Source organism: Gordonia amicalis, assembly GCF_022059885.1.
Lineage (GTDB): Bacteria > Actinomycetota > Actinomycetes > Mycobacteriales > Mycobacteriaceae > Gordonia > Gordonia amicalis.
Genome location: NZ_CP091855.1, coordinates 1,265,929 through 1,281,413 on the forward strand (window position 1 = coordinate 1,265,929; position 15,485 = coordinate 1,281,413).

The following is a 15,485-nucleotide window of genomic DNA, read 5'->3' on the forward strand; positions in this document are numbered from 1 at the left end:
CCATGTCCTCCCCGCAGCCCACCACTCTCATCGTGGATCGCGTGGCGTGCGCCGGACACGGACTGTGCTACGGGGTCGCCCCTGATCTGATCGACGCCGACGATCAGGGCGACCCCGTTGTTCCGGAACGCGCTCTCACCCCGGACGAGGCGGCTCAGGCAAGCGAGGCGGTGTCGATGTGTCCGGAACGGGCCCTGGCGCTGCTCACCACCGACTCCACGACCACAAAGGACCAGTAATGACAACAGCGGAACGATCCCGCGAGGACGTCACCGTCGACTTCGACGTCTACGACCAGTCCATCGCAGCCCCGATCGATCGATTCCAGGAATTTGCCGCAGAACTCGCCGCGAAGGGACCGGTCGTCTACTCGACGGCCCACGGCGGCCACTGGATCGTCACCTCTTACGACGAGATCCACGAGGTCCTGCGCGACGCGGAGACCTTCTCGAGCTACCCCAACAACCTGGTGACGAACGAGGCCTTCGGCAAATTCATCCCGATCGAGCTCGATCCCCCGGAGCACACCGGCTACCGCAAGGCGCTGCAGCCGCTGTTCGGTCCGGCGCGGATGAAAAAGCTGTCCGATGACATCAGAGGTGTCGTCAACGACCTGCTCGACGGCTTCGCGAAGAAGGGTGAGGCCGAATACATCTCGGAGTTCGCCCACGAACTCCCGGCTCGGATCTTCTTGGCGCTGATGGACTGGCCGGTCGAGGACGCGCCGCTGTTCACCGAGGCGACCGACGTCGTGCTGTTCGGCAAGCCCGGTGGCTCCGAACAGGAGTCGCTGGAAGCTCGTGCGATCGCCGGCATGCAGATGCTCGGCTACTTCCAGAAGATGGTCGACGAGCGCCGGGCGAGCCCGGGCGACGACGTCACCTCGCAGCTCATCCACACCGAGGTGGAGCTCGAGGACGGACTCCGGCTGCTGACCGACGAAGAGCTGAACCGCATGTTCTTCCTGCTGCTCATCGCCGGCCTGCACACCGTCCAGGGCTCGCTGGCGTGGGCGATCGTCCACCTGGTGAACCATCCCGAGCAGCGACAGCAGATCATCGACGACCCGGAGCTGATGATCCCGACCGCGGTCGAGGAGATCCTGCGCATCGAGGCGGCCGTGGTGCCCGGGCGTCGCGCCACCCGTGACGTCGAACTGGGCGGGATGAAGATCTCGGCGGGCGAGCAGCTGATCCTGATGCTCTGCTCGGCGAATCGGGACCACGAGGAGTTCGAGGACCCCGATGCCCTCGACATCGCCCGTAAGCCGAACCGCCATCTGTCGTTCGGCGGTGGCGCACACCGATGCCTCGGTTCACATCTCGCGCGCATCGAACTCACGGTCGCGCTCGAAGAGATCCTGCGCCGAATCCCCGATTTCCAGCTCGTGGAATCGGATCCGCCGGTGTTCCACGCCAGCCAGGTGCGTGGCTGCGTCCGCATGCCGATCCGGTTCACCCCGGAGTCCTGACCCGGCGTCCCAGACCACCGGTGCGGCGGGTTGTGTTCCCCGCTCGCCGCACCGGTACCCAGGCCGCACCGTTGCCCCATAAAACTTATTACTGTAGGTTTAGGTCCGTATCCGCGGCAGCCCGCCGGGTGCATCCCTACTCGCAGACAACCGCTCCTCCACGGAGGGAATCATGACCACTTCGCTTCCCCGTCAAGATCGAATCAGGCGTGCGCTGGATCTCCTGCGCAACGAGACGACGGACAAGTTCGACGAGATCGTCCAGTTCGAGTCCGAAGAGTTCACCGATCCGGTGCTCGCGAAGGAGGAGCGCGACCACATCTTCGGCCGTGTGCCCTCGATCGTCGCGCACGGCAGCGAGATCTCCCGGCCCAACGACTTCGTCACGGTCCAGATGCCGCGGAACAACATCATCGTGGTGCGGCAGAAGGACGGCAGTGTCCGGTCGTTCGTCAATCTCTGCCGGCATCGCGGGGCGATGCTCGAGAAGAGCGAGAAGGGGCGCTGCCGGATCTTCTCGTGTGGCTACCACCGCTGGTCCTACGACCCGGACGGATCGCTGCGGACCATCACGCGCGACTCGACCTTCGGCGACGTGGATCGTTCCGACCACGGACTCATCGAGATCCCGACCGAGGAGCGTCACGGATTCATCTGGGTCGTCGACAACGCCTCGGCCGAGATCGACGTCGCGGCGTGGCTCGGTCCCGAGATCGACACGATGCTCGCCGAGTACAACCTGGACAAGCTGGTGTGCTTCCGGGCGGGGGGCTTCGACGAGCCCACCAACTGGAAGATCATGCAGGACGCCTTCCTGGACGGCTACCACATCCAGTACGCGCACCCGAACACCGCGGGCAAGATCATCCACACCAACGTGATGGCCTTCGAGGACTTCGGGCGGCACTGCCGGTTCATCGCGCCGCGCAAGACGATCGACCGGTTCCTAGAAGAGGATCCCGGTGACGCGCCGCTGGACAAGTACGTCACCGAGACCCATTGGCTCGGGCCGAACAGCACGTTGCTCCGCCAGCCGGATCACTTCCAGCTGTTGACCTTCCGGCCGCATCCCACCGACCCGACCAAGTCGCGGATGGAGCAGCGTCTGATCGTTCCGTCGGTCGAGGACAGCGGAATGGAACAGGAGCGCTGGGAGCGCCTGTGGAACAAGAACTGGGAGATCCTGCTCGCGGTTCTGCATCAGGAGGATTTCCCGTTGCTGCGCGATTCACAGGTGGGCATGGGCAGTGCCGACGCCGGTGAGATGCTCTTGGGCCGCAACGAGATCGCCAACCAGGTCTTCCGTCGTGAGACCAAGAGGCTGGTCGCCGAAGGACGCGCCGCCGGTTCGTGATCGCCGGGGGGTCGGTTCGGCCGAATCGGCCCGTGTCGGCGAAGTCCGATTTATCCTATAAGCGTTAGGTGATTGGGGGGCCGGTCGTCCCGCCGGATTCTCGCAGTGCGGCGGCCGCGCCCCTCGGTCGCATCGAAACCCGTTGACATAGAAGAAAGTACGATCATGACCGCAACCATCGGCAAAGCCCTCGACTGGTGGGCCCGGACCAAGGGTGACACCACCGCCGTGGTGTTCTCCGAGTCCGAGATCTCCTACCGTGAGCTCCGGGACTGGAGCAGCCGCATCGCCCGCCTCCTCGTGGAAGACAAGGGAGTCGCCCGGGGTGACCGGGTGGGCCTGCTCGGGCCGAACTCGCTCGAGTGGCCGGTCGCGGCCCTCGGTGCGCTCAAGTCCGGTGGTGTCCTGGTTCCGCTCAACAGCCGTTACCGTCCGGCGGAGCTGCGGAAGATCGCCGACGACGCGGGAATCGGCGTCGTGATCGTTGCGCCGGGTTTCGAACAGCTCGCCGAGGACACCGCCGCGATCGGTGAACCGTTCACCGTGGTCACCTACGCCGAGCTCGAGGCGCTGCGTAGCGGGAGTGCGGACGACTTCCGGGTCGATCTCGATCGGGACGAGCCGACCACCGTGCTGTTCACCAGTGGGTCCACCGGTCTGTCCAAGGGGGTGATCCTGACCAATCAGACCCTCACGTCGATCGTCCTGGAGAACACGCTCACCGAGGAGGGCTTCCGGCCGGGAACCACCACGCTGCTGGTCCTGCCGCTCGCCTTCACCCCGGGTCTGGTGTACGGACTCCTGATCACGACGGTTCTGGGCGGCACGCTGGTCATCGAGCCGGAACTGAACCCCTCGAACGCGGTGAAGCTCCTCGAGAAGCACTCGGTGGAAGCCATCTTCGGTGTTCCGCTGATCTTCGAGGCCATCTCGCGTGCCCCGGAGTTCGCCGACGCGGACCTGAGTTCCCTCAAGACCGCGATCGTCGGCGGCGCCGCGGTGCCGGTGCCGTTGCTCAAGCGCTGGGGCGACAAGGGCGTGCTGCTGCGCCAGATCTACGGCATGACCGAAGCGGGCGGCGTCGCGACCGCGACGATCCGCGAGGAGGCCTTCGAGTACCCGGATCGGTGCGGCACCGGGTCGATCTTCACCGAGGTCAAGGTCTTCAACGACAAGGGTGAGGAAGCGGCGCCCGGCGAAGAGGGCGAGCTCGTCGTCCGCGGCCCGGGTGTGACCCCCGGATACTGGAACGACCCCGAGACCACCGCGCAGGCCCTCCGGAACGGCTGGCTGCACAGCGGTGACCTGGGCGAGGCGGACGAAGAGGGTCGGGTGAAGTTCGTCGATCGTCTCAAGGACCTCATCATCTCCGGCGGCATCAACATCTCGCCGGTGGAACTCGAGATCGCGATCGGCGCCATCGACGGTGTCCAGGAAGTCGCCGTGATCGCGGCGAACGACGACCGGTTCGGCGAGACGCCGGCGGCCATCGTGACGACCTCGGGCGACGTCGACGAGAAGACGATCGTCGAGCACTGCCAGCAGGTCCTGGCCGACTTCAAGGTGCCCCGCTACGTGGTGATCCGGCAGGACCCGCTGCCCCGGCTCCCAAGTGGAAAGATCGCCAAGACGGTGATCCGGGACGAGTACAAGGACGTGGACACTCGCTTCGATCGCGTGCGCTGAGGGGTGCGCGTGCGTTAGACGGGATACGCGCTGGGTGTGAGACGGCCGAGGTTGCGGAGGGACATCCGCACCTCGGTCGTTTTGCTTGTCGGCCTGGCTCGACGCCACGGACGACGAGGCTGTCTCGATTTTTTCCGCCTCGCGGACAGATGACACAGTTTGTCCGTTGTAACATCGCTTGAGGGAGGTGCACACACGTGGCACGCAGAAAGACGGGCAACGTCCTGAGCGAGGACGTCGATGAGGCCCGTAAACAGATCATGGTCGCTGCGGAGAAGGTTTTCCAGCGATACGGCGTATCGAAGACGACGATGGACGACATCGGTCGCGAGGCCGGCGTGTCCCGGCCGACCGTCTACCGCTACTTCGGCGACCGCGACACCCTCATCTCGGCCATCATCGAACGGCGCTCGCGGATGCTGTTCGCCAAGGCGCGGAAGTTCCTGCTGGAGAAGGAGTCCTTCGCCGACCAGCTCGTCGAGGGTCTGATCTTCCTGGTCGATCGCGGACGTCGGGATCCGTTGATCCGCATCCTCGTCAGTCCCGAGCACATGCAGATGGCCGAGCCCCTGGTCGGCGCCTCGGGTCTCGCCGCGCGGTTGACCGCGGAGATGTGGGACCCCGTCATCGAACGGGCGATGGAGCGCGGCGAGATTCGCCGGGACGTCGACAAGGAGAAGATGGCCGAGTGGATCGCGCTCGTCCAGTTCATCCTCGTCGGGCGTCTGGACTTCGACCGTCCGGATGACCCCGAACACCGGGACATGTTGCGTAACTTCGTTCTTCCGGCGTTCCTGCCGAGCGCGGTCCCGGCCGCCACCGCCAAGTCATAGTCCGAACCGCAAAGCGCCCTCGAAATCCGCCCTCCACAGACTGCCCGACGACGCCACGTCGGCGCGGCTACAGAGGGTGGTTCCAGGGGCGGTTTCGGTGGCTACGGCGAACTCTCGGAGTAGACCTCGTCGATGACCGAGGCGTACTTTTCGGCGACTGCGCGTCGTTTGAGTTTCATGGTCGGTGTCAGTTCGTCGGAATCCGGTAGCCACTCGTCGGCGAGCAGCCGATAGTGCTTGACCTGCTCGACCCGCGACAGCTGACCATTGGCACGCTCGACTGCTTCGGCGATCACGGCCTGCAGGGCAGGATCCGCGACCAGTGTCGCCGGGGAGCCGTCGGCGAGTCCGTGCGCGGCCGCGTAGGTGTCCGCGGCGTCCGGATCCAGGACGATCAGTGCGACGTTGTACGGGCGCCGGTCGCCGAAGACACACGCCTGGCCGATGAGCGGCGATGCGCTCTTGAGTTTGCCCTCGATGTTCACCGGCGACATGTTCTTACCGGCGGCGTTGATGATGAGTTCCTTCTTGCGGAACATGCGAACAGACCGTCCTCGACGGCGTTCCGGACCACCGGGATTCGGTGCTCGACGACGACGAGCAGCCCGCGAACGACTGCATGATGGTCTGCGTCTCGCGCAGCTGCTCGGCGCGGCTGGTTCTGGATCTCTGACCCGAAAGGACCGTCCGAGCGCGCCCATCGTCAGCCCGCTGCGACCTCGTCCGCGGCCGGGAGGTCGTGATCCCGGATGATGCCGTGCAGGAAGCTCCGCATCATCGCCTCGAACAGCTGCTTCTGGGTCAGTTCGTTCTTCGACAACGCCTCGGCGAGAAGCGGTTGCGAATCGGCCGACACGTTGGGGAAGATCGCCGAGCGCGGTCGCGGCGGCCGCATCGCCTCCATGAGTACCGCGCCGATGGACAGCGTCTCCATGCCGTCGAGGATGCGGACATGCAGGTCGACGGGGACTCCTGACTCCAGCAGGAACTCGGCGGTGTCCTCGTAGGTGGCGGTGAACAGGTCGCGGGGCAGGTGCTGCAGCAGAACCGGTGCGGCATTGCGATGACGGAGGATCGACTGCCGGAAGTTCAGGGCCAGGTTCACGAAGAACTCCGGCCAGTCCGGTCCGGGTTTCATCCGGGGCCGGCGCACCGCGGTGCCGGCGATGTACCGGGCGACCTCGGTGAGGATCTCGTTCTTGTCGTCGAAGTGGTGGTACAACGACGGCGCGCGGACCCCGAGATGCTTGGCGAGTTTGGGGAGGCTGAAGGCGTCGAGCCCTTCGGAGTCGATGATCTCGATCGATGCCATCACGGCGGCATCGCGACTGATCAACGGCTTGGACGGCCGTGCCATTGTTCCCCTCTCAGCGCGTCACAAAGTGCGGCACACCTTATGCGCGCCCGCATCTGACCTAACCACAGTAGTTTCTGCGTGACCGATCGTCCATGTGGTGGGGGCGATTCTCTCCGGTCAGTCCAGGCGGCGCTCGGCGTACGCCCTGAGCTCCTCCACCTGGACCGGGTCGAGGGAGGGGCGGACCCGTCGCCGGGCCTCGGTGACATCGTCGGCGGTGACCGCGGCGGCGTTGATGTCCCGGCGCATCGCCGACAGGGCGGCTTCGCGCAGGAGCGCCGAACAATCTGCGGCGGAATAGCCGTCGAGGTCGGCCGCGAGTTCGTCGAGGTCGATGTCGTCGAGCGGGACGTCGCGGCCGCTGGCGCGCAGGATGTCACCGCGGGCGGCGGCATCCGGCGGCGGTACGAAGACCAGTCGTTCGAGGCGTCCGGGCCGCAGCAGAGCGGGATCGATGAGATCGGGCCGGTTGGTGGCGCCGAGCACGACCACGTCCTGCAGCGGTTCGACCCCGTCGAGTTCGGTGAGCAGCGAGGCCACCACGCGGTCGCCGACCCCGGAGTCGGTGGACTGTCCGCGGCGGGGAGCGAGGGCGTCGACCTCGTCGAGGAAGATCAGCGACGGCGCCGATTCCCGTGCGCGGGCGAAGAGGTCACGGACCGCCTTCTCCGACGAGCCGACCCACTTGTCCATCAGCTCAGCACCTTTGACGGTGTGCACCGACAACTGGCCGGACGCGGCGAGCGCCCGCACGACGAAGGTCTTGCCGCAGCCGGGCGGGCCGAAGAGCAGCACACCGCGCGGCGGGTCGACGCCGAGACGGGCGAAGGTGTCGGGGTGCTGCAACGGCCACAGCACGGCCTCGGTCAGGGCCTGCTTGGTCTCGACCATGTCGCCGACGTCGGCGAGCGTGATCGAACCCAGGGCCACCTCGGGTGAATCCGACCGTGAGACCGGGCGGATCACGTCGAGCGCGCCCACCAGGTCCTCGGTGCGGAGTGCCGGTTCGGACCTGGTGTTGCTGGCACGGGTGGCGGCGCGCAGCGCGGCCTCCCGGGTGAGCGCGGCGAGGTCGCCGGCGACGAAGCCGGGCGTGCGTGCGGCCACCGAGTCGAGGTCCAGGTCGCCCTCGGTCGGAACCGTCGACAGGATCGCCGACATCAGCCGCGCCCGCGTCGCGGCGTCGGGTAGGCCGATGATCAGTTCGCGGTCGCACAACGACGGATCGCGAAGGCGCGAGTCGAGGCGGACCGGCTCGGCCGTGGTCGCGACGAGTGCGATGCGACCGTCGGCGATGCCCGACCGCAACTCGTCGAGGATGAGGGTGGCGACCGGCTCGGGTTCGGACGGCAACAGGGCGTCGACGTCGGTGATGAGCAGGACCCCACCGGTCGCGCGGGCCTGGGCGACGGCGTCGGAGACCGTGCGCAGGCGGGTGTTGGGTTCGGTCGCGCCGGTCGTCGGGCCGTCGACGGTGACGAGTGTGCGTTTCGCGCAGACCGACCGCACCACTGTCGCCTTGCCGCCGCCGGCCGGCCCGGTCACCAGGACACCGAGGCGGGGTGCGGCTCCCAGGGTGCGCAGCACGTCGGGCTCGTCGAGCGTGATCGCCAGCCATTCGGTGAGCTTGGTGATCTGGGAATCGACGCCGACCAGCTCGGACACCGGCCGGACCGGGACGTCCGGCTCCTCCACCGGGAGGCGGCCGACGCCGGCCGCGGTCGCCGGGGCGGGTGCGCTGACCTGCGCCTCGGGCACGATGCCGAGTGCGCCCGGAAGACGCGGTGAACCGGTGCGGTCGCCGAGCGGGGGTACCACGCCGGCGGTCGTCGACCACAACACCGCGGTGTTGGTCTGGACGCTGACGGGGGAGCCGGGATCGGTGCCGGTGACCGTGAGCAGTTCGGTGGTCCAGGTGATGCCGACGGACCGGGCCAGGGCGCGCGTCGCCTCGGTGGCGGCGAGTTCGGGGCCGAGGTCGCGCGGCAGCAACGACACCGCGTCGCCGACCGACAGCACCTTGCCGAGCAGCGCGCGCCGGAGCGTGGACTCGGTGATCGACTGGGTGGCCAGTACCGAACCGTTCACGATCACCCGGCTCGCCCCGTGCACGACCACCGGTGCCAGCACCACCGAGGCGTTCTCTCTGACCCCGGCGTTGGAGAAGAGGATCTCGTCGAGCAGCGCGATCCCGGTCGGCGACGCCGCGCCGGTCGCCGCGACCACCGCGGCGGTCACGCGGGCGCCGGTGATCGACACGGCGTCCCATTCCCGCAGCGACAGCGCGGTCAGCACCTCGGGATGGACCCGGATGATGCCGCGCCGGGCCTCGGCCGCGGAGGTGTTGAGCCGCGCGGTCAGCGTCAGGGACACCTGTGAGCTCACTCGGTCTCGCTTTCGGCTTCGGCGGCCACCGGTCCAGCGCCGGCGGTCGCGGCGTTCCGGTCCGCGGTGTCGTCCTCGGTCGGGCGATCAGCGGGCTGGTGATCAGTGGGCTGGTGAGCAATGGCCGGGGTGCCGGTCGGACGGTTGAGGCCGAGCCGGCGCTGCGACTTGAGGACGGGGCGTCGTCGACGGCCGTCGGGCTCGGTCTTCGACGCCTTCCGCTGTGCGCGACGTTCGGCGGGCCTCTCCTCCCAGTACTCCGGTCGGGAGGCGACCCAGCGCCGTGAGCGCCACGCGAACGGGATGTGGATCGCGTAACCGAGGATCGCGATCATCATCAGCACGTACGGGTAGGTCAGCAGGAGTGCCGCGCCGACCGCGACGAGGACGAGGAGACCGGCGACCGCGCGGGGCGGGATCGACGCGGTCTTCAGCGACGCGGTCGGGACCCGGCTGACGGCGAGGAAGGCCACCAGGACCAGCCAGCCGCCGACGGCGGGAAGCGACGTCCACCAGCCCTCACCGAACTGCTGGGCGAGACCGATCGGCAGCAGCGCGGCGATGGCGGCCGCGGGCGCCGGAACGCCGACGAAGAAGTCCCTGGTGTAGCCGGGTGCCTCCTCGTCGTCGAGCAGGGTGTTGAAGCGGGCCAGGCGCAGCACGACCGCGCAGCAGTAGACGAGCGCCAGCGCCCAACCGAGATCCTGGCCCTCGAGCAGGTGGAAGTAGACGATCATCGCCGGCACCACGCCGAAGTTGATCGCGTCGGCCAGGGAGTCGATCTCGGCGCCGATCCGGCTGGTCGCGCCCATGAGCCGGGCGACCCGTCCGTCGATGCCGTCGAGGAAGGCCGCGGCCACGAGCAGACCCATGGCGGCGTCGATGTCACCGGTGGTCGCCGCGCGCATCGCCGTCAGTCCGGCGCAGATCGCGAGGATCGTCAGCGACGACGGGATGATGATGCGCCCGGCCTGCGCCTCTCGGCGGACGCGACGCCGCTCGGGTTCCCGTGGCGCCGCCGGTGTCGGGGCGTGGGCCTGCGCCTGGCGTCGTGCCGACCGCGCGGTGGGGTTGCGGGTCGTGGAGGGTCGGGTCGGTCGGCGGATCCCGGGGCCACCGGCCCGGAGTCCGGAGTGGCCGTCGGAGGAGTTCGCTGCTGGGGGGTTCACGGGCGGGCCGGGTCAGAGATCCAGGTAGGCGAACGGGGTCTCGCCGCCGACGGCGCGCTGACCCACCGAGACGCGGGGAGTGGTGCCCTCGGGGAAGTAGACGTCGACCCGGGAGCCGAAGCGGATCAGCCCGTAGGTGTCGCCGAGACGCAGCGTGTCGCCGACCTCCGGATCGCAGACGATCCGGCGTGCGACGAGTCCGGCGATCTGGACGACCGCCAGGTCCGGCCCCGCCCCTCCGCCGGTCGCCGTGGTGCGGATGGTCATCGTGGTGCGCTCGTTGTCGCGGCTGGCCTCGGGCAGGTCCGCGGAGAGGAATGCTCCGGGCGTGTGGGTCACCGCGGTGACCGTACCGGCGATGGGCACACGCTGCACGTGGACGTCGAAGATCGACAGGAAGGTCGAGACGCGGGGCAGCGGCTCGGTGCCCAGGCCCGATTCGGCGGGCGGCACCGCCTCGTCGACCAGCGCGATCGTGCCGTCGGCGGGGGCGACGACCACGCCCGGCTCGGTCGGCGGGATACGGCCGGGGTGGCGGAAGAAGGCGGCACAGGCGCCGGCGGTGAGGGCCGCGGGGCGAGCGATCCAGCGGTGGCGGCGCCCGAGGAGCGCGACCGCCGCGGGAGCGGCGACGAACGGGATACCCGCCGGATGGATCGGTGGGATGGTCTCGCGGGCCAGGTCTAGGAAATGGGCGACACGGCCGGTGTTGCCCTCGTCCGGACGCGGACGTCTGGCCACGATCTACCTCCTGTTGTGCCCGGTGTGGGGCGACTCGATGAAACCTCGTGCACCACGGTGGGTGCGACTCCGGTCCAGCTTAGAGCTCAGCGCAGGACGAGCACGTCGACCGGAGATCCGGCGGCCAGGCCGTCGGTCTCGGTGGGCACGTCGATGAGCGCATCGGCCTCGGCGAGGAACCGCAGGTGATGGGACGCGGGCGGCCCGATCGGATCGACGACGACGCCCGATCCGCCCTCGTCCGTCCGAAGGACTCCGCGCAGGAATTGCCTCTTGCCCTGCGGTGAGCGGATGTCGGCGCCCAGGCGCGCGGTCACACGAGGCCGGTGCGGCGGCAACCCCGTCGCGGTGCGGAGGGCGGGCCGGATGAAGACCTCGAAGGACACCAGGGCGCTGACCGGGTTGCCCGGCAGTGTGATGATCGGCACGGTGGGTCCGGCCGTCCCGTCGGACCCGGCGGACGCGACGTGGTGACCGCACCCCTGCGGCATGCCCGGTTGCATCGCGACCTTGACGAACTCGACGGAACCGGTGGCCGACAGCGCGTCCTTCACGACCTCGAAGGCGCCCGCACTCACACCCCCGGACGTGATGATCAGGTCGGCCTCGCCGGCGACCTCGTCGAGACGCGCGAGGAAGTCGCCGGTGTCGTCCGGCACGAAGTGCACATGCCGGCCGAGCGCGCCGGCCTCGATGGCCGCGGCGGTGAGCATCGCCCCGTTCGATTCGTAGATCTGGCCGTGCTGCAACGGGTTTCCGGGTTCGACGAGTTCCGAACCGGTGGACAGGACCTCGACGCGCAGCGGGCGCGCGACGGTGACCTCGACGATCCCGAGCGCGGCGAGCAGCCCGACCTGCGGCGCGCCGATCACGGTGCCGGCGGGCAGTGCCCGTGCTCCCCGCCCGATGTCGGACCCGGCGCGCCGGATGTGTTTGCCGGACTCGACCGGTGCCGTGAAGGTGACCGTCTCGGCGGCCGCGACCGGGCCGATCACCGCGTCGGTCAGTTCCACCGGCACCACCGCGTCGGCGCCGGCCGGCAACGGGGCGCCGGTCATGATCCGGTGCGCGGTGCCGGGCGCGAGCGTGAGGGTGTCGGTGCGCCCGGCCGGGATGTCCGCGGCGACGGGCAGTGTGACGGGGGAGTCGGGGCCGGCGGAGGCGAGATCCGCGGCGAGGACGGCGAATCCGTCCATCGCGGAGTTGTCGAAGCCGGGCAGCGACAGTGGTGCGTCGACGTCGGCGAGCGTTGCCCGGCCCAGTGCCTCCGGGACGGGCAGCCGGACGGGGACGGGTGGGCCGAACAGCGCCGCGACGACGGCCTGATGCTCTGCGACGGTACGCATGCGCTCAGGATGCCAGGTGGGCGGTCGCGTCTCGCCGCGGTCCCCGATTCGCGGGATGCCTGCACTGCGTCGCCGGGGACCGCGGACTACATTCGTGCCCATGGCATTGGGTCTGCTTCTCGACATCGACGGGGTGATGGTCACCTCGTGGAAGGCTCTGCCCGGCGCGGTGGAGGCCGTCTCCCGACTCGCCGACCGCAAGATCCCGCGGATGTTCCTGACCAACACCACCTCGCGCTCGCGCAACGAGATCGCGGAACTGCTGAACGACTGCGGTTTCTTCGTCGACGCCGGCGAGATCCTGACCGCCGCGAAGCTGACCTCCGAGTATGTGGCGTCGACCTTCCCGGGAAAGCGGGTGTGGGTTCTCAACCAGGGGCCGATCGCGGAGGACATGACCGGCGTCGAACTCACCGACGACCCGTCGGACGCGGAGGTCGTGGTTCTCGGTGGGGCCGGGCCCGTGTTCACCCACCACGCGCTGTCGAAGGTGCTCGAGATGCTGCTCGACGGCGTGCCGGTCATCGCCATGCACCGTTCGATGACGTGGTCGACGGCCGACGGGCTGTCGATCGACACCGGCGTGTACCTCGAGGGCCTCGAGAAGGCATCGGGCAAGAAGATCAAGGCGATCGGCAAACCGTCGCCACTCGGGTTCCGGGCCGCCACCGACATGTTAGGGCTGGAGCCCAACCAGGTGGTGATGGTCGGGGACGACATGCACAACGACGTCCTGGGCGCGCAGGCGTCGGCGCTGATCGGTGTGCTGGTACGCACCGGCAAGTTCCGCGAGGAGGCGCTGAACGCGCTGCAGCGTGACGAGTTCGGGCCCTACCCGGACCACGTCATCGACTCGGTGGCCGACCTCCCCGAGCTGATCGACAAGATCAGCCGAACCTGATGGCCCTCAGACGCGGTCGAGCTTGCTCTCCGCGGCGCGCTTGATCTTGCCGAGGGTCTCGGCCATGCCGAGCTTGAGTTCGGCCTCGAAGGACTCGGTGCCGCCCATGACCTTGTCCACGAGGACCGACGACACCTTGGTGGTGGTGCCGTTCAGCTCACGACGTTCGGTCACGGTGACGCCCGACCCGTTCGGGGTGATGGTGTAGCTCCACACGGTGCGGTTCTCGGCCACGCGGAACGCGATCTCCTGGTTCGGCGTGAAGCGCACGACCTTGGAGGTGGTCGGCCACACCAGCGGTCCCCGGCGGTTGATGTTGATGGTCTTCGTCCCCAACCCGACGGTGCCGCCGCGGATGATCATCTTCTTGCACTGCGGGCTCCACTCGCCCATACGCTGGAGATCGGAGATCACCGACCACACCTGTGCGGGAGTGGCGTCGATGTCGATGGACTCTTCGATGAGTGATGCGGTCATGGTCGCCAACAGTATGGGCTTGTAGGCGCACCGTCAATACGTTGTTGGCGGACCGTCAACAAGCGCGATCGGTGCGACGGAGGGGCTCAGACCAGCAGTGTGATGCCGATGACGGCGCCGATGCCGACGAATACGGCAGCGGTGATCCACCCGGCGGGGTGCTCGTCGTTCTCGAGGAGCAGCGTGCCCAGCTTGCCGGGGGTCAGCCAGTCGATGAGCACGAACGACCACATCATCACGGCGATCGTCAGGACGACGTAGGCGGCGGTGTAGAGGAGCGCGCGCCACAGTGCGAGGAGTTCGGTGTCGACGACCGAACAGGCGAGCACGATCGACAGTCCGATCACCATCGACGTGGTGAGGATGACCGCGTTGCGGTTGTGGTCGACCCACACCAGCTGCCGCAGACGGCCGGGGGTCACCAGGTCGAGCGCCACGAATCCGAGGACGAGCAAGGCGATCCCGACGAGGCTGAAGGACGCCCCGGCGGCCAGATTGTCACGCAGCAGTTCCATCCGAGTCCCTCTCCATCGCCGAGTGTGCTGAGGAAACAGTATCGGTGGGTGGGGGTAAGTGGTCGCCGACACGAAAGCGCCTGCCGAACGACGACCCGCTGCCTGATCCGGAAGAACCCGCCACCGATCCGCCGGGCACCCGCGACTGGTACGCGGCGAAGTGACGTCGCGTGCGACCTCATTTCTTTCTCACTGACGCGGGCTCGGTGGCCAGATGAGCCGGCGGCGCGAAGCACTTCGTGATGCGGCGAGTCGTTGACGGACACGTCCCCGTGAGCATCCTCCGAGGGGGCGCTTTCAAGGGGTCTATGCAACAGATGACTCGTCGGATTGTAGTAACCGGTCGAGTTCTTCGGTGGGTGTCTTCCAGTTGTGGCGTTTACGTGGCCGACCGTTGAGTTCGGCTGCGACGTTGGCCAGGATTCCGGGCCCATGCACTGAGAGGTCCGTGCCTTTCGGAAAGTATTGGCGCAGTAGCCCGTTGGTGTTCTCGTTGGTGCCTCGTTGCCAGGGACTGTGTGGATCGCAGAAGTAGATCGGCAAACCGGTCGCTTCGGTGATCTTGGTGTGCAGCGCCATCTCGGATCCTTGGTCCCAGGTCAGCGAACGCTGCATGACCTCGGGAATCTTGGGAATCGCGGCAGTCATCGCCTCTGCCACAGTGGCAGCGGAGTGGTCGTCAGGCAGGTGTAGCAGCATCACGAAGCCGGTGTGCGCTCGACCAAAGTGCCGATCGCCGATCTGTTTCCCGCACCCATGATCAGGTCGCCTTCCCAGTGCCCAGGGACCGCACGATCGTTCGCCTCGGCTGGCCGTTCGCTGATGTTGACCATGTTCCTGACCGGTCCAGGCCGTGTCGTGCGTCCCTGGGGTATCCGGCGGACGCGGCCGCTGCGCAACGCACGTTTGATCTCCTCACGCAGGCTGCCACGCCCTTGGACGTAGAGCGCTTGGTAGATCGTTTCGTGTGACACCCACATCTCCGGTTCGCTGGGGAAATCGATCCGCAAGCAGTTGCTGATCTGTTCAGGACTATGCCGTTTCCGTAACCGCGAGGCCACCTCGTTCCACAACGCCGTACCCGGCTGCAGTTTCATCACCTTGGGTCGTCGTGCCTTGTTCTCGACCGCAGCTTGGGCGATCACCGCGCGGTACCGTTGGCCCGGATTCGTTCTGCCTCGGTCCAATTCGCGAGTAATGGTCGACCGCGGCCGCCCCAACAACGCCGCGATTCGAGTGTCATTTGCCAC

Annotated in this window: 14 protein-coding genes and 2 pseudogenes; 7 read left to right on the forward strand and 9 right to left on the reverse strand. The window is 67.8% G+C overall.

Annotated elements, in window-relative coordinates; translation table 11 throughout:
- The first annotated feature begins 2 nt into the window (after nucleotides 1-2).
- From IHQ52_RS05785 to IHQ52_RS05805, 5 genes are all read left to right on the forward strand, one after another.
- Nucleotides 3-239 carry a ferredoxin gene (locus IHQ52_RS05785; RefSeq protein WP_096272936.1) on the forward strand — a complete coding sequence of 79 codons (237 nt, stop codon included), beginning with the start codon at nucleotides 3-5 and terminating at the stop codon, nucleotides 237-239.
- Complete coding sequence (locus IHQ52_RS05790; RefSeq protein ID WP_024500246.1) at nucleotides 239-1,471, forward strand: cytochrome P450; 1,233 nt, start codon at nucleotides 239-241, stop codon at nucleotides 1,469-1,471. Before IHQ52_RS05785 ends, IHQ52_RS05790 begins: the two co-directional genes overlap by 1 nt.
- Before the next feature lie 172 nt (nucleotides 1,472-1,643).
- On the forward strand, nucleotides 1,644-2,825 hold the full coding sequence (locus IHQ52_RS05795; protein ID WP_096272938.1) for an aromatic ring-hydroxylating oxygenase subunit alpha: 1,182 nt from the start codon (nucleotides 1,644-1,646) through the stop codon (nucleotides 2,823-2,825).
- A gap of 165 nt (nucleotides 2,826-2,990) precedes the next feature.
- Complete coding sequence (locus tag IHQ52_RS05800) at nucleotides 2,991-4,511, forward strand: class I adenylate-forming enzyme family protein (RefSeq protein ID WP_024500244.1); 1,521 nt, start codon at nucleotides 2,991-2,993, stop codon at nucleotides 4,509-4,511.
- 197 nt (nucleotides 4,512-4,708) lie between these two features.
- Nucleotides 4,709-5,344 carry a TetR/AcrR family transcriptional regulator gene (locus tag IHQ52_RS05805; RefSeq protein ID WP_191834694.1) on the forward strand — a complete coding sequence of 212 codons (636 nt, stop codon included), beginning with the start codon at nucleotides 4,709-4,711 and terminating at the stop codon, nucleotides 5,342-5,344.
- A gap of 101 nt (nucleotides 5,345-5,445) precedes the next feature.
- Here IHQ52_RS05805 and IHQ52_RS05810 read toward each other — a convergent pair whose 3' ends face one another.
- The gene (locus tag IHQ52_RS05810; protein ID WP_238064140.1) at nucleotides 5,446-5,883 is read right to left on the reverse strand and encodes a hypothetical protein; all 438 of its coding nucleotides are present in this window, start codon (nucleotides 5,881-5,883) and stop codon (nucleotides 5,446-5,448) included.
- Here IHQ52_RS05810 and IHQ52_RS05815 point away from each other — a divergent pair.
- Nucleotides 5,871-6,017 (forward strand): annotated as a pseudogene (locus tag IHQ52_RS05815) (oxidoreductase); the annotation flags it as partial. The gene IHQ52_RS05810 and the pseudogene IHQ52_RS05815 sit on opposite strands and share 13 nt — an antisense overlap.
- A 30-nt stretch (nucleotides 6,018-6,047) precedes the next feature.
- Here the strand turns inward: IHQ52_RS05815 and IHQ52_RS05820 are convergent.
- The 5 genes from IHQ52_RS05820 to moeA all read right to left on the reverse strand — a co-directional run bounded on the left by IHQ52_RS05820 (nucleotide 6,048) and on the right by moeA (nucleotide 12,342).
- Nucleotides 6,048-6,701 (reverse strand): TetR family transcriptional regulator, encoded by a 654-nt coding sequence (locus IHQ52_RS05820; protein WP_006436879.1) that lies wholly within the window; start codon nucleotides 6,699-6,701, stop codon nucleotides 6,048-6,050.
- Between the two features lie 117 nt (nucleotides 6,702-6,818).
- Entirely contained in the window at nucleotides 6,819-9,086 is a 2,268-nt protein-coding gene (locus IHQ52_RS05825) for an AAA family ATPase (RefSeq protein WP_191834695.1), read from the reverse strand.
- Nucleotides 9,083-10,255, reverse strand: a complete 1,173-nt coding sequence (locus tag IHQ52_RS05830; RefSeq protein ID WP_191834696.1) for a CDP-alcohol phosphatidyltransferase family protein — start codon at nucleotides 10,253-10,255, stop codon at nucleotides 9,083-9,085. The genes IHQ52_RS05825 and IHQ52_RS05830 overlap by 4 nt, the downstream gene beginning before the upstream one ends.
- Nucleotides 10,256-10,267: 12 nt before the next feature.
- Nucleotides 10,268-10,996, reverse strand: a complete 729-nt coding sequence (locus tag IHQ52_RS05835; RefSeq protein WP_006436876.1) for a phosphatidylserine decarboxylase — start codon at nucleotides 10,994-10,996, stop codon at nucleotides 10,268-10,270.
- Nucleotides 10,997-11,082: 86 nt separating this feature from the next.
- Complete coding sequence (gene moeA / locus IHQ52_RS05840) at nucleotides 11,083-12,342, reverse strand: molybdopterin molybdotransferase MoeA (RefSeq protein WP_006436875.1); 1,260 nt, start codon at nucleotides 12,340-12,342, stop codon at nucleotides 11,083-11,085.
- A gap of 100 nt (nucleotides 12,343-12,442) precedes the next feature.
- Here moeA and IHQ52_RS05845 point away from each other — a divergent pair, with 100 nt between their 5' ends.
- Nucleotides 12,443-13,243, forward strand: coding sequence for an HAD-IIA family hydrolase (locus IHQ52_RS05845; RefSeq protein WP_238064141.1), 801 nt, complete (start codon nucleotides 12,443-12,445; stop codon nucleotides 13,241-13,243).
- Nucleotides 13,244-13,249: 6 nt separating this feature from the next.
- On the opposite strand, the gene IHQ52_RS05850 is transcribed toward IHQ52_RS05845, so the two are convergent.
- From IHQ52_RS05850 to IHQ52_RS05860, 3 genes and pseudogenes are all read right to left on the reverse strand, one after another.
- Nucleotides 13,250-13,720: an SRPBCC family protein gene (locus IHQ52_RS05850; RefSeq protein WP_006436865.1), complete on the reverse strand. Its 471-nt coding sequence runs from the start codon at nucleotides 13,718-13,720 to the stop codon at nucleotides 13,250-13,252.
- A gap of 86 nt (nucleotides 13,721-13,806) precedes the next feature.
- Nucleotides 13,807-14,235: a DUF350 domain-containing protein gene (locus IHQ52_RS05855; RefSeq protein WP_006436864.1), complete on the reverse strand. Its 429-nt coding sequence runs from the start codon at nucleotides 14,233-14,235 to the stop codon at nucleotides 13,807-13,809.
- A 306-nt stretch (nucleotides 14,236-14,541) separates the two neighbouring features.
- Nucleotides 14,542-15,467: pseudogene (locus tag IHQ52_RS05860) on the reverse strand (IS30 family transposase); the annotation flags it as partial.
- Nucleotides 15,468-15,485 lie beyond the last annotated feature (18 nt).

What these genes read in the sequence shown, in the direction of transcription:
- IHQ52_RS05785 (WP_096272936.1), top strand. Translation starts at nt 3, where the DNA reads ATGTCCTCCCCGCAGCCCACCACTCTCATCGTGGATCGCGTGGCGTGC.
- IHQ52_RS05790 (WP_024500246.1), top strand. Translation starts at nt 239, where the DNA reads ATGACAACAGCGGAACGATCCCGCGAGGACGTCACCGTCGACTTCGAC.
- IHQ52_RS05795 (WP_096272938.1), top strand. Translation starts at nt 1,644, where the DNA reads ATGACCACTTCGCTTCCCCGTCAAGATCGAATCAGGCGTGCGCTGGAT.
- IHQ52_RS05800 (WP_024500244.1), top strand. Translation starts at nt 2,991, where the DNA reads ATGACCGCAACCATCGGCAAAGCCCTCGACTGGTGGGCCCGGACCAAG.
- IHQ52_RS05810 (WP_238064140.1), bottom strand. Translation starts at nt 5,883, where the DNA reads ATGTTCCGCAAGAAGGAACTCATCATCAACGCCGCCGGTAAGAACATG.
- IHQ52_RS05820 (WP_006436879.1), bottom strand. Translation starts at nt 6,701, where the DNA reads ATGGCACGGCCGTCCAAGCCGTTGATCAGTCGCGATGCCGCCGTGATG.
- moeA (WP_006436875.1), bottom strand. Translation starts at nt 12,342, where the DNA reads ATGCGTACCGTCGCAGAGCATCAGGCCGTCGTCGCGGCGCTGTTCGGC.
- IHQ52_RS05845 (WP_238064141.1), top strand. Translation starts at nt 12,443, where the DNA reads ATGGCATTGGGTCTGCTTCTCGACATCGACGGGGTGATGGTCACCTCG.
- IHQ52_RS05850 (WP_006436865.1), bottom strand. Translation starts at nt 13,720, where the DNA reads ATGACCGCATCACTCATCGAAGAGTCCATCGACATCGACGCCACTCCC.
- IHQ52_RS05855 (WP_006436864.1), bottom strand. Translation starts at nt 14,235, where the DNA reads ATGGAACTGCTGCGTGACAATCTGGCCGCCGGGGCGTCCTTCAGCCTC.